Raw genomic sequence first — 16,064 nt, 5'->3', positions numbered from 1 at the left:
ATGCCGCCGCGGAGCCGGGCCGTCTTGAACGCTGGTGCGCCACACTGGAGGGGTGGAGTGGAGCCGGTACTGGCGGTCCCCCGACCGCCCCCTTGAGGCGATGCACGCGCACTTCGAGCGGCACGTCTACCACCGGCACAGCCACGAGACGTACTCGTTCGGCGTCACCGAGGACGGCCACCAGGCGTTCCGGTGCCGGGGCGGCGCCCACACGAGCGCGGCCGGGATGGTCATCGCGTTCAACCCGGACGACCCGCACGACGGGCACGCGGCCGACGAGCTGGGCTTCACGTACCGCATGGTCCACATCGGCCCCGCGCTGGTGGCGGACGTGCTGGCCGACATCACCGGCCGCCCGGCCGGGCTGCCGCTGTTCGCGTCTCCGGTGGTGCCCGATCCCGTCCTGGCGCGGAGCCTGCGCGGCCTCCACGCGGCGCTGCTGGACGGGGCGACGGCGCTGCGGCGGGACGAGCTGCTGACCGCGGCGGTCGGGGCGATGGTGAACCGGGCCGCGACGCGGCGCGCCGACGCGGCGTCCGCCGCGGGCCCCGCCGAGCGGGCCCGGCGGCTGATCGAGGAGGCGTTCCTGGACGACGTGGGCGCGGACGAGCTGGCCGCGGCCGCCGGATGCAGCCGGTTCGCGCTGTACCGGGGGTTCCGGCGCGCGTACGGGATGGCGCCGAGCGACTACCAGCGCCAGCTCCGGCTGCGCGCGGCCCGGCGGCGGCTGGCGCGCGGCGACGCGATCGGCGAGGTGGCGGCGGCGACGGGGTTCGCCGACCAGAGCCACCTGACGCGCTGGTTCGTCCGCTGCTACGGCATGACGCCGGGCCGCTACCAGAACGCCGGTTAGGGAAGAATGCCCGCCATGAGACGGGCGAGCGGGACGATGTTCGGGCTGGCATACGGGGACGCCCTCGGCGCGCCGACCGAGTTCCTCACCATGGAGCAGATCGGGCGGCGGTTCGGTGCGCGCGGCCCGGCGGACCTCGCCGGCGACCCGGCGCTGGTCACCGACGACACGCAGATGGTCATCGCGGTCGGGCTGGCGCTCCTGGACGCCCTGGAGAACCCTCCCCTCACCCCCGGCCTGATCACGCCGATGTGGCGGCGGCGGTTCGTCGACTGGCTCGACAGCCCCGACAACGACAGAGCTCCCGGCAACACCTGCCTGGAGGCGTGCCGCGGTCTCGCCGCCGGCAAGCCCTGGGTGGAGGCGACCGTGGCGGGCTCCAAGGGGTGCGGCGCGAACATGCGCGTCGCGCCGGTCGGGCTCGCCCCCGGCCTGCCGGACGAAACGAGGGCGGGCGCGTCCCAGCTCCAGGCGGCGCTCACGCACGGCCACCCGACCGGTCTGGCTGCCAGCGAGCTCACGGCGTTCGCCGTCCGCTGGCTCGCGGACGGGACGGACCCCGCCGACCTGCCGGGCGCGCTCCGCGCCCGCTGCCACGACCAGCACACCGTCTACCACGGCGACTGGCTCGGCGAGCTGTGGCAGCGGCCCGGCATGGACGCGCCCGAGACGTTCATCGCCCGCGGCTGGGACGAGTGCCTCGCCATCCTCGACCGGCTGGACGAGGCCGTTGCCGCCGGTGACCGGGAGTCCGACCCGTGCGCGACCACGGGCGCGGGCTGGGTCGCGGAGGAGGCCCTCGCCACCGGGCTGCTGTGCTTCCTGCTCTACCCGGACGAGCCGGTCGAGGCGATCCGCCGCGGCGCCGCCAGCTCCGGCGACTCCGACTCGATCGCCTGCCTGGCCGGGGCGTTCGCGGGCGCGCATCTCGGCATGGGCGCCTGGCCGGACGCGTGGGCGGCCCGCATCGAGTACGCGGCCGACCTCGCGCGCATCGGCGAAGCCTGGGACTAGGACGCGGCCCAGCCCGTCCAGCCCTCGATCGTGATGTCGATGACCGGCCCCTCCGGCGGGCGGTCGCGGTACTGCGCGTAGCGGCCGGCGAGGAGGCGCACGGGCTCGGCCATCCGCGCGGGATCGGTCACGATCTTCGCGTGGCCGTCCACGCGGACCCACCAGAGCCGGTCCCAGTCGTCCTCGTAGTGGTCGGCCAGCAGCGCCACGCGCGGGTTGGCGCGGATGTCGGCCAGCCGGCGCAGCTCCCGCGTGCTCTTCGGCTTGTGGTCGACGGCCGTGTAGACGCTCCCCCGGTGGACGGCGAACGTCACCGGGACGAGGTGCGGCCGCGCGTCCTCCCCGACCGTCGCCAGGCGCACGACGGGGACCGCCGCCAGCCGGCGGCGCGCCTCGTCCGGGGACAGCCTGGGCACCCCTTCAGCGTGCCACGCCGCCGCCCCGCCCGTCAGACCCGCCCGTCAGTGCCGCCCGTCAGTCCTGGAAGTCGGGCGGGCGGTTCTCCCGGCGGGCCTTGATCGCCTCTTCGAAGTTGTGGGTGGTGAGCCGGACGTAGAGCTGCGCGAGGCCCTCCTGGCCCATGTGGGCGTCCAGGCTGGCCGCGTCCAGGCTGGACCACAGCATCCGCTTCGTCAGCTCGGTCCCGGGACGGCTGAACCCGGCGATCCGCTCGGCGAGCTCGTAGCAGGCGTCCAGGAGCTTGTCGCCGGGGACGACGCGCGACACCAGGCCGATGCGCTCGGCCTCGGCGGCGTCCACGTCCCGGCCCGACAGCATCAGCTCGAAGGCGCGGGAGGAGCCGATGGCGCGCGGCAGCAGGTAGCTGAGGCCGAGCTCGCTCGCCGTGAGGCCGTTGTTGATCCCGGCCGCGCGGAACAGGGCGGTGTCGGCGCCGAGCCTGATGTCGGCCGCCAGCGCCAGGCAGAGCCCGCCGCCGATCGCGGGGCCGTTGACGGCCGCGATGACCGGCTGGTGGACGCGGCGCAGCGCGCGGACCACGTCGTCCAGCAGCTCCATCGACCGCAGCGCGATGGTGGGCAGGGTGAGCCCGTCGATGCCGGGGATGTCGCCCGGGTTCTCCAGGTCGGCCCCGGAGCAGAAGCCGCGGCCCGCCCCGGTGATGACGACGACGCGGGTCCCGTTGTCGCGGCTCACCTCCTCCAGCGCCTCGCGGAACGGGATCATCACGTCGAACGCCATCGCGTTCATCCGCTCGGGGCGGTTGAGGGTGATGAGGGCGACGTGCGGGCGCGGCCGGTCGATCAGGACGAAGGGCAAAGCGGACCTCCCACGGCTACCTAGCAAGCGTTAGGTTACACGCGCGGGAACTCCGGGGGCGCCAGGCCGCGCTCCACCACCATCGCCAGCTCGTCCTCCGTAAGAATCCGGGGCTCGCCGATCATCTTGGCCCGCACGTACACGCCGCAGAGCCACTCCAGGAGGCGGGCGTTCTCGAACGCCTCGTCCAGATCGCGGCCGATGGCGACACCGCCGTGGTTGGCCATCAGCGCGGCGCGCTTGCCCCCGGCCATCGCCTCCCGGACGTTGTCCGCCAGCTCGGGCGTTCCGTACGTGGCGTACTCGGCGACCTTGACCACGCCGCCCAGCAGGAGGGTGTTGTAGTGGATCGGCGGCAGCTCGGCCATGGTCGTCGCCACGACGGCGCCGTACGTCGAGTGGGTGTGCACGATCGCCGCCGCCGGGGTCGCCTCGTACAGCGCGAGGTGCATCGGGGTCTCCGACGACGGCGCCCGCTCCCCCTCGACCAGCCGCGCCGCCAGGTCCACGACCGGGCAGTCGGCGGGCTCCATCCGGTCGAGCATCACCCCGCCGGGCGTGACCGCGACCAGATCGCCCGACCGGACGCTCACGTTCCCCGCCGCCCCGGTGACCAGGCCGGTCGCGGCGAGGCGCCGGCCGACCGCGCACAACTCGTCCCGCTCGTCCCTCAGCAACATGCGAACACCTCTCACGTCCCGGGTCTGCACCGCGTACGCTACGGCCCTGACGATCTTTAAGGGGTCTGGTCATGACGGTTGTAACACTGGGCGCGCACATCCTCGACGTGCTCGCGCGGCCCGTCGAGGGCATCCCGGAGGGGCAGGGCACCGTCGTCGTGGACGAGATCAGGGTCACCGCCGCGGGCGCCGCCGCGGGCACCGCGGTCGCCCTCGCCCGGCTCGGCAACGACGTCATATCGGTCGGCGCGATCGGCGACGACGACCTCGGCGACCTGCTGGTGAAGATCATGGAGCGCAACGGCGTGGACGTGCGCGGGCTCGTCCGGCGGACCGCCGACCAGACCAGCGCGTCGATCCTGCCGATCCGGCCGGACGGCGGGCGGCCCAGCTTCCACGTGCCCGGCGCCAATCTGACCCTCACCGCCGGCGCGGTCGGGCCCGGCCTGCTCGCCGCGGCGGACTTCGTCCACCTCGGCGGCCCGGACGTCACGTTCGGCCTCAACGACCCCGCGTTCTTCGACATGCTCGCCCACGCCCGCGCGACCGGCACCGTCGTGACGATGGACCTGCTGTCCGCCATGCCCGACCTGCTCACCGGCGCGGCGTCGTTCCTGCCGCACATCGACCACTTCCTGCCCAACGAGGAGCAGGCCGCCGAGATCACCGGGCACGACGACCCGGAGAAGGCCGCCCGCGCGCTGCTCGCCAGGGGGCCGCGGACGGTGGTCGTCACGCTCGGCGGCGCCGGCAGCCTCGTCGCGACCGCCGAGGGCGTGCGGCGGCTGCCCGCCCTCCCGGTCGAGGTCGTCGACACCACCGGGTGCGGCGACGCCTACTGCGCCGGGTTCATCACCGGGCTCGCGCGGGGCCTGGACGTGTTCGAGGCGGCGCGCTGGGGCACCGCGACGGCCGCGACCGTCGCGCAGGGCCTCGGGTCCGACGCCTGCCTCACCGACCTGGAGACGGCGCTCGCCCTGCTGGACTGAGCCGGGCGAGCGCCGCCCCGGGTCAGACGGCCGACCGCCCGGCGCGCTCGACGGCCAGGACGGCGTCCGCGGCGGCGGCGAGCTGCTCCAGGCGGGCCACCTCCGTCCGGTGGAACGGCGGCGCGCCCGTCCGGGCCACGACCAGCGCGAGGGCGCCCCTGGCCAGCGGGCAGACCGCGTACTGGGTGCCGTCCGCCGCGGTGAAGGCCCGCGGGCGCAGCGGCAGGAGGTCCGGCAGCTCCGCGCCGGACGCGCCGCCCACGCTCGCGTGCACCGGCACCGCCCGGCCGCCGGCCCCGACCTCGGCCAGGCACGCCCAGTCGGCGCTCAGGATGGCGGGGACGGCGTCCGCGACGATCTCCGGGCCGCGCTCGGGGACGGCCGCGACCTGCCCGATCACTGCGGCGTCCGGGCAGCCGCCCTGCGGCTCCGCGGTCGGCCAGATCCCGGCGACCTCCACGCCCGGCACCGAGCCGATCCCCGCCGCCAGCCGCTCGGTGCCCGCCCCGGCGGGCCAGGCGACCGTGAAGTCGTCCATCGCGCGGCCGTTGCCGCGCTCCAGGACCGCCATCTGGACGACATCGGCCCCCGCGGCCCCCAGCGTCCGGGCGACCCGCCCCAGCGACCCCGGACGGTCCGGCAGCCGGACACGTATCCGCAGCAACATGGCCACCTCCCCTCTTTCCGGCCACCACCTTCGCCGAACCCCGTTTCCCTGGTGTTACCCAAAGGTGTCGCCACGCGAAAACGGTCGTGTTGCCGGTGCTGGAATGGCGGGTACCGGTCAAACTAGAGTCCGGTGGAGGTCATCAGTCGGCCTATCGCCTCACGCCGCCCAGCATTAAGGTGACGCTACGTGTCGAGGGACGGGGATCCCCCAGTCAAGACCGAGTCCGGTGCCGAACCGGAACCCGGCGCCGCCGCATCGCCCGGCGCCGCCGAGCCCCCGGAGGCCGCGCTCCACGCCGAGGTCAGGGACGCGCTGGCGGGGCTGGCCGCGCGGCTCGACCGCGAGCACGAGCGCGCCGCGCACCGGGAGGCCGTGATCGACCGGCTGCACGAGGAGAACCAGCGGCTGCGCCGCGGCGAGCTCCAGTCGATGCTGGAGCCGGTCCGCGCGGCGCTGTACCGGCTGCACGACCAGGCGCGCCGCGAGTCGGACCGGCTCGCCGGCCCGGACCTGCCCGACCCGCCCGACCCGAAGCAGACCGCCCTGCTGCTGGCGGCGGTGGCCGACGACGTCGCCGACGCGCTGGCGCGGCTCGGCGTGGAGCGGTTCACCGTCGAGCCGGGCGCCCCCTACGACGCGTCCCGGCACCGGCCGGTCGCGGTGACGCCGGTCGACGACCCGATGCGGGACGGCACCGTCACGACCGTCCAGTCCGACGGGTTCGCGCAGGGCGGCAAGGTGCTGCGCAAGGCGGCGGTCGGCGTCGGCAGGCTCACCGGCGCCGCGGACGAGGCGGACGACGACCCCGCGACCGGCCCGAACGGGGCCGGCGACCCGGCCGCGGGCGGCTCGCACCGCCCGCGCGGCACCGGGCGCGGCGAGACGATGACCAGCGGCCGGACGACGAACGGCGCACTCGGTACCGACAGGTGAGAGGGACATGGCTGTCTACGGGATCGACCTCGGAACCACGTACTCCTGCATTGCCTCCATCGACGACGTCGGGCGGCCGGCGGTGCTGCGCAACCTGGAGGGCACCGACACCACCCCGTCCGTCGTCTACTTCGAGAGCGGCGAGAACGTCATCGTCGGCGCCACCGCGAAGGACACCGCGGTCCTGGAGCCCGACAACGTCGTCAGCCTGATCAAACGCGACATGGGCCGGGACGTCACCCGCCCCATCCACGGGATCGACTTCACCCCCGAGGAGCTGTCGGCGTTCATCCTGCTGAAGCTCGCGACGGACGCGCGCACCACCACGGGCGAGGAGGCCCGCGACGTGGTCGTCACCGTCCCCGCCTACTTCGGCGCGGCCGAGCGCGACGCGACCCGCAAGGCGGGCCGGATCGCGGGGCTGAACGTCATCGACATCGTGTCCGAGCCGATCGCCGCCGCGATCACCTACGGCGTGCTGAACCCCGACCAGGACCGCACGATCCTGGTGTACGACCTCGGCGGCGGGACCTTCGACACCACCGTCATCACGCTGCGCGGCGGGCACATCGAGGTCGTCTGCACCGACGGCGACCACGAGCTCGGCGGCGCCGACTGGGACGCGCGGCTGGTGGAGCACCTCGCCGAGCGGTTCCGCGCCGAGCACCCCGACGCCGGCGACCCCCTCGACGACAAGCAGACCGAGCAGCAGCTCCGCCGCGACGCCGAGGACGCCAAGAAGGCCCTCACCACCCGCACCGCGCACACCGTGCGGGTCATGCACGGCGGGCGGGTCGCGGCGGTCGAGGTGACGCGGGAGAAGCTGGAGGAGCTCACCAAGGACCTCCTGGACCGCACCATCGAGATCACCGGCCGGACCCTGTCGACCGCCGCCGACAAGAACGTCGAGGACTACGACGACCTCGTCCTGGTCGGCGGGTCCACGAAGATGCCGGTCGTCGCGGCGCGGCTGGAGACCGAGCTGGGCCTCACCCCCCGGCTGCAGGACCCCGACCTCGCGGTCGCCAAGGGCGCGGCCCTGTACGCGTTCGAGGAGACCTACCGGCGGCTCGTCCGCGAGGGCGCCGCCGAGCGCGCCGAGGAGATGGCGAGCCGGGCGGGCCTGTCGGCCGAGCAGCAGAAGCAGATCGCCGGGCGGCTGATCAAGACCGTCGCGTCGCACGCGTTCGGGATCGTGGTCGTCGACCGGGAGACCGGCGCCGAGAACGTCGCGCACCTCGTGCACGCCAACGACGACCTGCCCGCGGCGAAGACCGAGGACTTCTTCACCGTCTACGACGACCAGCGGTCCGCCGACATCCGGGTGATGGAGCAGGCCGGGGCCGTGGAGTCGGCCGACCTGATCGACAACACCGAGATCGCGACCGGGGAGATCCGCGTCCCGCCGGGCAAGAAGGCGGGCTGGCCGATCGGCGTCACGTTCGCGCTCGACTCGTCCGGGCTGCTGAACGTCACCGCCGTGGAGAAGGAGACCGGCGAGCGGCTGGAGCTGAAGGTCGACGTCGGCGGCATGTCCGAGGAGGAGGTCGAACGCTCCCGCAAGGCCCTGTCGAAGGTCCAGGTCAGCTGATCGCCCCCGGCCCCTGGAGGCGCCCGTGACGTTCGACGACGACTACCGGCGGGAGGTACTGGAGCCCGCGCGGGCGGCGGGCGACCAGCCTCCCGAGGATCTGCGCGCCAGGTACGCGCTCCCCGTACCACCGTCCTCCGGCCCCAAGGGACGAGATCCTCTCGACGGACTCACCGGCCCGGACGTCACGGCGCGCGTGAAAGAGGTGCGGCAGTGCTGGCGGCGGGCCCGCGGGCAGCTGAAGTACCGCAAGCTGATCGACCGGCTGGAGGCCGAGCACCGCGAGCTGGCCCCGCTGTTCACCGCCGCCGAGCGCGGCGACCTGCGCCCGCTTGCCGCGCGGCTGCGCAGCGGGCACGAGCGCGGCGAGCGGCGCCGGAGCCGGGCCCGCGCGCGGCTCACCGACGCGGCGGGGGTGCTGAAGATGGTGGCGCCCGCCGAGATCGAGGGCATCGCGCGGACCGGCGGGGTGGCCCGCGCCGAGCTGGAGCGGCTCGCCGCCGACGACCGGATCGAGGTCCGCGAGCCCGACCCGCTGCCGACCGCCGCGCCCTACCCGGCGTTCCGGAAGGTCCAGGAGTCGCTGGACATCCTCGGCATGCGCCATTTGGCCGACTTCCTGTTCGGGTCCCGGCTGACCGGACCGGTCCGCGTGCTGGACGGGTTCGCCGTGCCCGGCGGCGACCTGCGGCTCGACGCGGACGCCGTCGCCGCGGCCGGCGCGCGGTGGGCGCGCCGCGGCCGCGACACGAGCACCACCCACGCCGACACGGTCCTCGCGGCGCTGCGGTCGGGCGCCGACCTGCCCGAGCTGCTCCGCTACGACGTGGCCGACCGGCTGCGCGAGCGGCTGCGGCAGCGGGCGTCGGAGCGGGCGCTGCTGCGGTACGCGGCCGAGGACCTCGGCATCGACCAGGGCGACGCGCGCCGCATGGTGTTCGCCGTCGTCCGCGAGACCGCGCCGGGCGGCGGGCTCGCCGGGCGGCTGCGCGCGCTGCTGGACGCGGGCGAGGTGTTCGCGGCGGCCGAGCTGGCCGACGCGGCGGGCCTCCCCCGCGCCCCCGGCGACGCCGGGGCGCCGGAGGAGGCGGTCCTCGCCGCGGAGGCCCGGCACCGCCTCGACACCGCGCTGCGCCTGCGCGAGACCGCGGCGGCCGAGCGCGACCCGGACCGCGCCCACCGGCTGCTGGCCGACGCGCTCCGCCTCGTCCGCGACCTGCCCGGCGCCGCCGCCCACCAGCGCCGGCTGCCGCCGCGCCCCGTCCCGGCGGTGCGCGCCGACGTGGACGGCGCCGCCGTCCGCCTGTCGTGGGAGGCGTCGCCCTCCACGGCGGGCGAAATCCTGCACCAGGTCGTGCGGCGGACCGGCCGGGCGCCGCGCGACGCCCGGGACGGCGAGGCCCTGACCGGCCCGCTGGACGAGCGGCCGCCCGTCAACGTGCCGCTGTACTACGGCGTCGTCGCGGTGCGCGGCGACGCCGCCGCCGCGCCGGCCGTGGCGGGGCCGCTGCTGGTGCGGCCCGACCCGGCCGAGGTCGAGCTGCTGGCCGGGGACGGCCAGGTCACGGGGCGGTGGCGGTGCCCGGCGGAGGCGGCGCGGGTCGTCGTCGTCCGCGACGGGCGGGCCGTCCCGGCGGGCCGCGACGGGTTCCGCGAGCGCGTCCCCAACGGCCGGACGCACCACTACCGGATCTGCGCGGTGTACCTCGACTCCGCCGGCCGGGAGGTCGTGACGGACGGGGTGCGCGCGTCGGCCACGCCGAGCGCGCCGCCCGAGCCGGTGTACGAGCTGTCCGCCGAGACCGACCCGGCCGACCCGGGCCTGGTCCGGGTCGCGTTCGGCCCGCCCGGCAGCGGGACGGCCGAGCTGGTGCTGGCCGAGGGGCCGCCGCCGTGGCCGCGCAGCGCGCTCGTCCCGCTGGAGGAGGTGCGGCGCGAGACGCGGCGGCTGGCGTGCGCCCCCGTCCCCGGCGGGCTCGCGGTGCGGCCCGGCTCCAGCGGGTGGCTGCTCGCGGTGACCGTCGCCGAGGGCACCGCCGCGATCGGCGCCTACCACCGGCACGTGAACCTGCCGCCGCCGCGCCGGCTCGTCGCCGAGCGGCGCGGCGACCATGTGCACGTCGGGTTCGACTGGCCGCCGGACGTCACCGAGGTCGAGCTCGCGTACCGGATCGGCGCCGAGGCGCCGCGGCCCGCCGCCGCGTCCGGGGCGGTCGTCACCCGCGCCGCGTACGACGCCCAGGGCGGGATCAGGCTGCCCGTCCCCGCGGACGAGCCCGTCGAGCTGTCGGTCGCGGCGGCCGGGACGGTGGGCGGCTCCCGGGTGACCGGGCCGCCGGTGACCGCCGAGGTCGCGGCCCGCACGATCGTCCGCTACGACGTGCTGCGGTCCGGGCCGCCGTGGCGGCGGACGCTGACCGTCCGGCTCACCTCGCCGCGCCCGCTGCGGCTGGCACGGCTCGCGCTGGTGCTGCGCACCGGGCGGGTCATGCCGCACCGGGCCGCCGACGGGGAGACGCTCGGCCGGTGGGAGCAGGTGCCCGTGCCGGGCGAGCTGTCGCTGGACGCGCCGGCCGCCGCCGCGCCGTACTGGCTGCGCTGCTTCGCCGACGACGCGGCCGTCGCGCTGAGCGATCCCCCCGTCCGCCGGCTCCGGGTGCAGCGGTGACCGGGCCGCTCGCCCGCATCGCCGGCGCGGGGGCGCTGCAGCGCCCGGCCCGGCCGCGCGCGTCCCGCAAGGGCGTCACGTGCCCGTACTGCTTCGCGTCGGTCGCGCCGCAGCGGATCCTGTTCCGCTGCCGAGGGCAGTCGGGGCGGCGGCGGGGCTGCGCGCCCGTCCTGGACGAGGAGCTCGCCGCCTACACCGGGTCGACGGCGGGCGCGTCGCTGCCGCCGGTGTTCGCCGCGCCGGGACGGGCGGGCCGCGCGGACTGCCCGGACTGCGGGCTCCCGACCGGCAACCGCGCCTGCCCCGAGTGCCACAACCCGCTCCCGTCCGCGTACTGCGACTCCCCCGGCCGGATCGTCGCGCTCGTCGGGGCGAAGAACGCCGGCAAGAGCACCTACATCGCCGTGCTGCTGCACGAGCTGATGAACCGGGTCGGGACGGAGCTGGACGCGTCGCTGGTGGCGTGCGACGACCGGACGATCGAGCGGTACAAGCGCGACTTCGCCCGCCCGCTGCTGGAGGAGCGGCGGCTGCTGCCGACGACGGCGAGCGCCGCGACCGGCCCCCGCGAGCCGCTGGTGTACCTGCTCACCCGGACGCGGAAGGGGCGCCTGTCCCGCCCGCGCAACGACTCGCTCGCGCTCGTGCTGTTCGACACCGCCGGCGAGGACCTGCGCAGCCGCGAGGCCACCGACCTGCACCTGCGGTACCTGGAGGCGGCCGACGCGATCATCTTCCTCGTCGACCCGCTGGAGCTGCCCGGCGCCCGCTCCGGGGTGCGCGACGGCGTCCCCGGGACGCCCGCCGGGCCGCCCGCGGCCGACCCGGACGGCGAGCCGCTGAACGTCATCGCCCGCGTCACCGAGACGCTCCGGCAGCGGCACGGCACCCGCCCCGGCCGGCCGCTGCCCGTGCCGGTCGCGGTCGCCCTCACCAAGATCGACGTGCTGCGGCCGGGGCTGCTGGAGCAGTCGGCGCTGCACCGGTCCCGGTCCGGCCAGGGCGTGCTGGACCTCGACGACCGGGACGCGGTGGACGAGCAGGTCCGGGCGCTGCTGCACGAGTGGCGGGCGGGCCAGCTCGACACCTACCTCGGGCAGCAGTTCGCCGACCACGCGCTGTTCGGCCTGTCGGCGCTCGGCGCGGCGCCGGAGGGCGGGCGGGTCGGCGCGGGCGGCGTCCGGCCGTACCGGGCCGAGGACCCGCTGCTCTGGCTGCTGCACCGGTTCGGGATGCTCGACGGCGTCCGTCCCGGAGGGGCGTAGCCGTGGCGTGGCAGCTGCACTACACCTCCGCCCGGAGCGGGCCGACCGGCCGGGCCGGGTTCCAGTTCGTCGCCGAGACGCCGGGCCTGCCCGACGGGGTCCGGGCGGGCGTGACCCCGTACCTGTCGTACCGGCCGCCGCCCGACGCGCCGCCGTCGCCCGGCGACGCGGAGCTCGCGCTGTTCCCCGTCTCGCTGCTGTACGACCGGGTGGACGGGCGCCCGCTGCTGCTGCGGTGCCGCTACCTCGGCCGCGACTACTCGGGCCGCTACGGCAACTTCTTCGCGCACGCGGTCGTCGCCGAACCGGACGAGCTGGAGGGCCTGCGCCCCGCCGAGCTGTGGTCCGCACCGCACTGGGCGCACGTCCCGGACCCGGGGACGGCGGCCCTGGAGCCCCTGGACGAGCTGGCCCCGGGCGCGGCGCTCGACCCGGAGTCGCTCGCCGGGTGGCTCCCCGGGGCCGCGAAGGGCGACCCCTACGCGCTGCTCGCGCACCTGGTGGACGCCGTCGCGGGCGTCCTCGGGCAGGGCCACGGGCGGGTCGTCCTCGTCGCCGACGACGTCGAGCTGATCGCCCGCTGGATCGCGGTCGTGTCGTACTCGCTGCCGGTCGCGGCGGCGGCGCGGCTGTCGTTCGTCACCTACACAGCCGACCCGGACGGCGCCGCGCAGCGCCTCGTCGGCACCACGCCCGCGGTGTGGGCCGCCGCCCGGCACCGCGCCTCGCACGCCCACGTCTTCGACCTGCGCGAGGGCGCCCCGGCCGGCGGGACGAGCCGCTTCGCGCGGACCGTCGCCGGCTGCTGGCGCGGCCCCGACTTCGCCGGCCTCGACGCCCTCGGCGAGCTGGCGCCGCTGAACGACCCCGCGCAGGAGGGGGCCGCGGCGCTGCTGGCGCTCTGCCGGGGCGACACGACCGTCACCGCCGCCGAGGAGGGCGCGGCGGCGGAGCTGCTGTCGCGGCGGGGGTCCGCGATCCCCGAACGGGTGTGGCGCGACCTCGTCCCCGGTGTCCCGTCGATGGGGCTGGACCTCGCGCTCGCCCTGCACGAGCGGGCGCTGGCGGCGGGCGCGGCCGACGTCGCCCGGCAGTGCTCGCTCCGCGTCGGCGAACGGGTGGCGGAGGCACTGGCCGCGGCGTCCGGCCTGCCCGAGGTCGCGGCGGCAGCGGGCGTGGCGGAGCGGGCAGGGGTGCGACTCGATCCGGCGGCGGTCGCGGCGGCGGCGGCACGGTGCGCCCGGCTCGGCGACGCCGGTCTCGGCGCGGCGCTCGCCGGCTGCCCCGCCGGGCTGCGCGACGCCCTCCTCGACGGCGTGCTCACCGGGCTCGCCGACGCCGGCGAGCGGGAGCGCGCGGCGGCGCTCACGCCCGCCAACTGCGACCTGCTGCAGGAGCATCCCGAGCGGCTCCGCGCCGTGCCCGCCGTCGCGGGCGCGGTGCTGGCGTCGGTCGGGCGGCGGCATCCGGAGCGCCGGATCCAGGTCACCGGGGAGCTGCTCCGGCTGGCCGGCGACGTGGACGCGGCGCTGGAGGAGGTCTGGCGGGTGCCGCCGTCCGCCGGTGAGTGCGCCGCCCTGCTGGACGCCCACGGGGACGCGATGGCCGCCCGCGCCCCGCTGGCCGGGCTGCCGTCCCGCGCGTTCACCCGCCTGGCGTTCCCCGGCGGCGACGGGCTCGCGGAGCCGGCCGTGCTGCGACTGGCCGAGCGGGTCCGGGAGGTCCTGCCCGGCGGGCGCGCGGGCCGCGACGCCGCCCTCGTCCAGGCGTACGGAACCGCGATCACCGCCGGCGCGGCGCGGGCGGCGCGGGCGCTGGCGGAGATCGCCGGTTCCGGCGGCACGACGCCGCAGCTCGCGGGCGAGGCGTTCGTCGGGGCGGCGCGGCGGCTGGCCCGCCGCCCGCCGGCGTTCCGGGCGGAGCTGCTGGCCGCGCTGCCCGCGCCGGTCCGCGCCCGGCTCGGCGAGCGGTGGACCGCGGAGCTGCCCGGCCGCGCCCGCTCGGGCCGCGCCCCGCTGCGCGGCGGCGAGGCCGAGCAGCGCAACGACCTGGTCGAGGTCGTGCTGCGGATGCGGACCCGCGGCGCCGCCGACCCGGCGCTGGAGGCGTGGGCGCGGGCGGCGGCGGGCCGGTGGCTGGCGGGCCGGCAGCTCGACGTGCGGCTGGAGCGCAGCCCCCGGCTGCGGGCCGCGCTGCGCGACCTCCTCGCCGGCGGCGACTCCCCGCGCGGGGGGAGGTGAGCCGTGCATCCCGTTCTCGTGCTGCTGCTGATCGCCGTGTGGGGCGCGGCGATGTGGCTGGGGTTCATGTACGTGTTCCCGGTGCTGTTCGCCGCGACGCTCGTCGTCGCCGGGGCCGCCGCGCTGGGCCTGTACTACCTGCACGCCTGCCGGACGCTCGCGCCGTCCTCCCTGGAGGGGCCGTCGCCGGTCCCCGAGCCGAAGATCGCCTACCGGCACTACCTGCTCGGCCAGGTGTGGCGCGACTGGTGGACGATCAGCCGCACGGTCGTGCCGCAGGTGTACCGGACCGCCCGGTCGGTCCTGGTCCGCCTGACCCGGCTGCTGCTCGGCGGGTTCTGGGGGTTCTTCGTCTTCCCCGTGTGGCTGGCGCTGTGCGCGGGCATCGTGGCCGCCGCCGTCCCCGCCGCCGTGTTCGTGCTCGCGCTGACCGTCCTGTACGGGCTGGTGGCCGCGGCGGGGCTCGCGGTGTGGCTCGTGTGCGCGCTCGCCCTGGCCGCGCTGGAGCGGCTCTTCATGATGTACGGCAGGATCCTGCAGACCTGCCCGCACCCCTTCTGCTACGAGCGCATCGGCCTGCCCGAGTACGAGTGCCCCGGGTGCGGGGCGCGCCACCCCCGCCTCACCCCGGGGTCGGGCGGGGCGTTCCGGCACGTGTGCCGGTGCGGGGCGCGGCTGCCCACGACCGTCCCGCTCGGGCGCTTCCGGCTCGCCGCGTACTGCCCGCACTGCGGCGGGCGGCTGCCCGAGCGGATCGGGCGGGTGCGGGTGGAGCCGCTGCCGTTCGTCGGCGGCCCGGCCGCCGGGAAGACCACGTTCATGGTCCTCGGGATCCGCGCCCTGCACGCGCGGGCACGCGCCGTCCACGGGCGGCTCGCGTTCGTGGAGCAGCGGCACGCGCAGGCGTACGCGGGCGCGATCCGCGAGTTCAGCCGCGGCGGGCGGCTCGCCAAGACCGGGCCGGAACTGCCGCTCGCGACCATGGTGGACGTGGAGCTCCCGGGCCGGGCGCGGCGGATCCTCTACCTGTTCGACCCGGCCGGCGAGCACTACACGGGCGCCACGGAGGTCGAGTCGCTGCGCTACCTGGAGCACAGCGAGGCGCTGCTGTTCGTCGTGGACCCGTTCGCCCTCCCCCAGCTGCGCGGCTCGCTGACCGGGGACGAGCGGGAGTTCGTCGACCGGGCCGCCGCGTCGTCGGAGGAGGACCCGGCCGACACGCTGCAGCGGGTGCTGAACGAGCTGCGGTCCCGTCCCGACCAGGGGCACCAGAAGCGGGTCGCGGTCGTCGTCACCAAGACCGACCTCCTCGCCCGGACCGAGATCGGCCGGGGCCTCGGCGACGCCGGGCCGCACGACGAGGCCGGGCTGCGCGAGTGGCTCGGCGACATCGGGCTCGGCAACACCGTCCGGACCCTCGACCAGCTCGCGGGGCAGGTGCGCTACTTCGCGTCCGGCCTGGCGACGGAGCCCGCGGACGTCGCCGACCTGCTCGGCTGGGTGACCGGCCTGGCGCCCGCGGGCGCGGCGAACGGCGTCCGGCCGCCCGACGACGCCGCCCAGGAGCTTCCCGGGACGGCCCCGCTGCGCGCCCCGTGGCCGGTGCGGGGCCGCGGCCCGAGCCGCGTCCCGATCGGGTACCAGGCGGGGCGGTGGGCCGTCCTCGCGGGGGTGTCGGCCGTCACGGTGGCGACCGTCACCGGCGCGGTCGTCGCCGCCGCGGAACGCTTCCCCTACTGACTCTCCGGCGGCCATCGGCGTCCCGCGACGCCTGCCATGTGACCGAACGCACTCTTATGAGGAGGAAGGTTAAGGGCCATGATCCGGTGTTGAAGGGTTTCGGAGCCGTTGACCCCGCGGTTCCCTTCCGACCGAAAGGCCAC

The 16,064-nt window shown here is 76.6% G+C and carries 13 protein-coding genes; 9 read left to right on the top strand and 4 right to left on the bottom strand.

The genetic code is table 11. The annotated features are described in order from the left end of the window. The first annotated feature begins 52 nt into the window (after window positions 1–52). Window positions 53–853, top strand: a complete 801-nt coding sequence (locus E1200_RS00700; protein WP_243708271.1) for an AraC family transcriptional regulator — start codon at window positions 53–55, stop codon at window positions 851–853. A gap of 15 nt (window positions 854–868) precedes the next feature. Continuing rightward, a complete protein-coding gene (locus E1200_RS00695) occupies window positions 869–1,867 on the top strand; it encodes an ADP-ribosylglycohydrolase family protein (RefSeq protein ID WP_243708270.1) in 999 nt (332 codons plus the stop codon). Here E1200_RS00695 and E1200_RS00690 read toward each other — a convergent pair. Genes E1200_RS00690 through E1200_RS00680 form a run of 3 tightly spaced genes read right to left on the bottom strand, consistent with a single transcriptional unit; the run spans window position 1,864 to window position 3,825 of the window. Beyond that, window positions 1,864–2,283 (bottom strand): TIGR03668 family PPOX class F420-dependent oxidoreductase, encoded by a 420-nt coding sequence (locus E1200_RS00690; protein ID WP_207932991.1) that lies wholly within the window; start codon window positions 2,281–2,283, stop codon window positions 1,864–1,866. The two genes, E1200_RS00695 and E1200_RS00690, sit on opposite strands and share 4 nt — an antisense overlap. A gap of 58 nt (window positions 2,284–2,341) precedes the next feature. Next, a complete protein-coding gene (locus E1200_RS00685) occupies window positions 2,342–3,145 on the bottom strand; it encodes an enoyl-CoA hydratase (RefSeq protein WP_131949770.1) in 804 nt (267 codons plus the stop codon). A 35-nt stretch (window positions 3,146–3,180) separates the two neighbouring features. Continuing rightward, the gene (locus E1200_RS00680; protein WP_131949769.1) at window positions 3,181–3,825 is read right to left on the bottom strand and encodes a class II aldolase/adducin family protein; all 645 of its coding nucleotides are present in this window, start codon (window positions 3,823–3,825) and stop codon (window positions 3,181–3,183) included. Window positions 3,826–3,896: 71 nt separating this feature from the next. Here E1200_RS00680 and E1200_RS00675 point away from each other — a divergent pair, with 71 nt between their 5' ends. Beyond that, on the top strand, window positions 3,897–4,814 hold the full coding sequence (locus E1200_RS00675; protein ID WP_131949768.1) for a carbohydrate kinase family protein: 918 nt from the start codon (window positions 3,897–3,899) through the stop codon (window positions 4,812–4,814). A 22-nt stretch (window positions 4,815–4,836) separates the two neighbouring features. On the opposite strand, the gene E1200_RS00670 is transcribed toward E1200_RS00675, so the two are convergent. Further along, complete coding sequence (locus E1200_RS00670) at window positions 4,837–5,481, bottom strand: ACT domain-containing protein (RefSeq protein WP_131949767.1); 645 nt, start codon at window positions 5,479–5,481, stop codon at window positions 4,837–4,839. A gap of 189 nt (window positions 5,482–5,670) precedes the next feature. Between E1200_RS00670 and grpE the strand changes: the two genes are divergently transcribed. Genes grpE through E1200_RS00640 form a run of 6 tightly spaced genes read left to right on the top strand, consistent with a single transcriptional unit; the run spans window position 5,671 to window position 15,921 of the window. Continuing rightward, window positions 5,671–6,417 carry a nucleotide exchange factor GrpE gene (gene grpE / locus E1200_RS00665; protein ID WP_131949766.1) on the top strand — a complete coding sequence of 249 codons (747 nt, stop codon included), beginning with the start codon at window positions 5,671–5,673 and terminating at the stop codon, window positions 6,415–6,417. Window positions 6,418–6,424: 7 nt separating this feature from the next. Beyond that, the gene (locus tag E1200_RS00660) at window positions 6,425–8,008 is read left to right on the top strand and encodes an Hsp70 family protein (RefSeq protein WP_131949765.1); all 1,584 of its coding nucleotides are present in this window, start codon (window positions 6,425–6,427) and stop codon (window positions 8,006–8,008) included. Between the two features lie 25 nt (window positions 8,009–8,033). After that, window positions 8,034–10,676, top strand: coding sequence for a hypothetical protein (locus tag E1200_RS33475; protein ID WP_165950147.1), 2,643 nt, complete (start codon window positions 8,034–8,036; stop codon window positions 10,674–10,676). Continuing rightward, window positions 10,673–11,941: a GTPase gene (locus E1200_RS00650; RefSeq protein ID WP_243708269.1), complete on the top strand. Its 1,269-nt coding sequence runs from the start codon at window positions 10,673–10,675 to the stop codon at window positions 11,939–11,941. Before E1200_RS33475 ends, E1200_RS00650 begins: the two co-directional genes overlap by 4 nt. A 2-nt stretch (window positions 11,942–11,943) precedes the next feature. Then, window positions 11,944–14,181, top strand: coding sequence for a hypothetical protein (locus E1200_RS00645; protein WP_131949764.1), 2,238 nt, complete (start codon window positions 11,944–11,946; stop codon window positions 14,179–14,181). Window positions 14,182–14,184: 3 nt separating this feature from the next. Then, window positions 14,185–15,921 carry a hypothetical protein gene (locus E1200_RS00640; RefSeq protein WP_131949763.1) on the top strand — a complete coding sequence of 579 codons (1,737 nt, stop codon included), beginning with the start codon at window positions 14,185–14,187 and terminating at the stop codon, window positions 15,919–15,921. Window positions 15,922–16,064: the final 143 nt, after the last annotated feature.

It is taken from the genome of Actinomadura sp. GC306 (genome assembly GCF_004348665.1).
Classification (GTDB): Bacteria; Actinomycetota; Actinomycetes; order Streptosporangiales; family Streptosporangiaceae; genus Spirillospora.
This window is presented reverse-complemented; position numbering and strand designations above follow the sequence as displayed.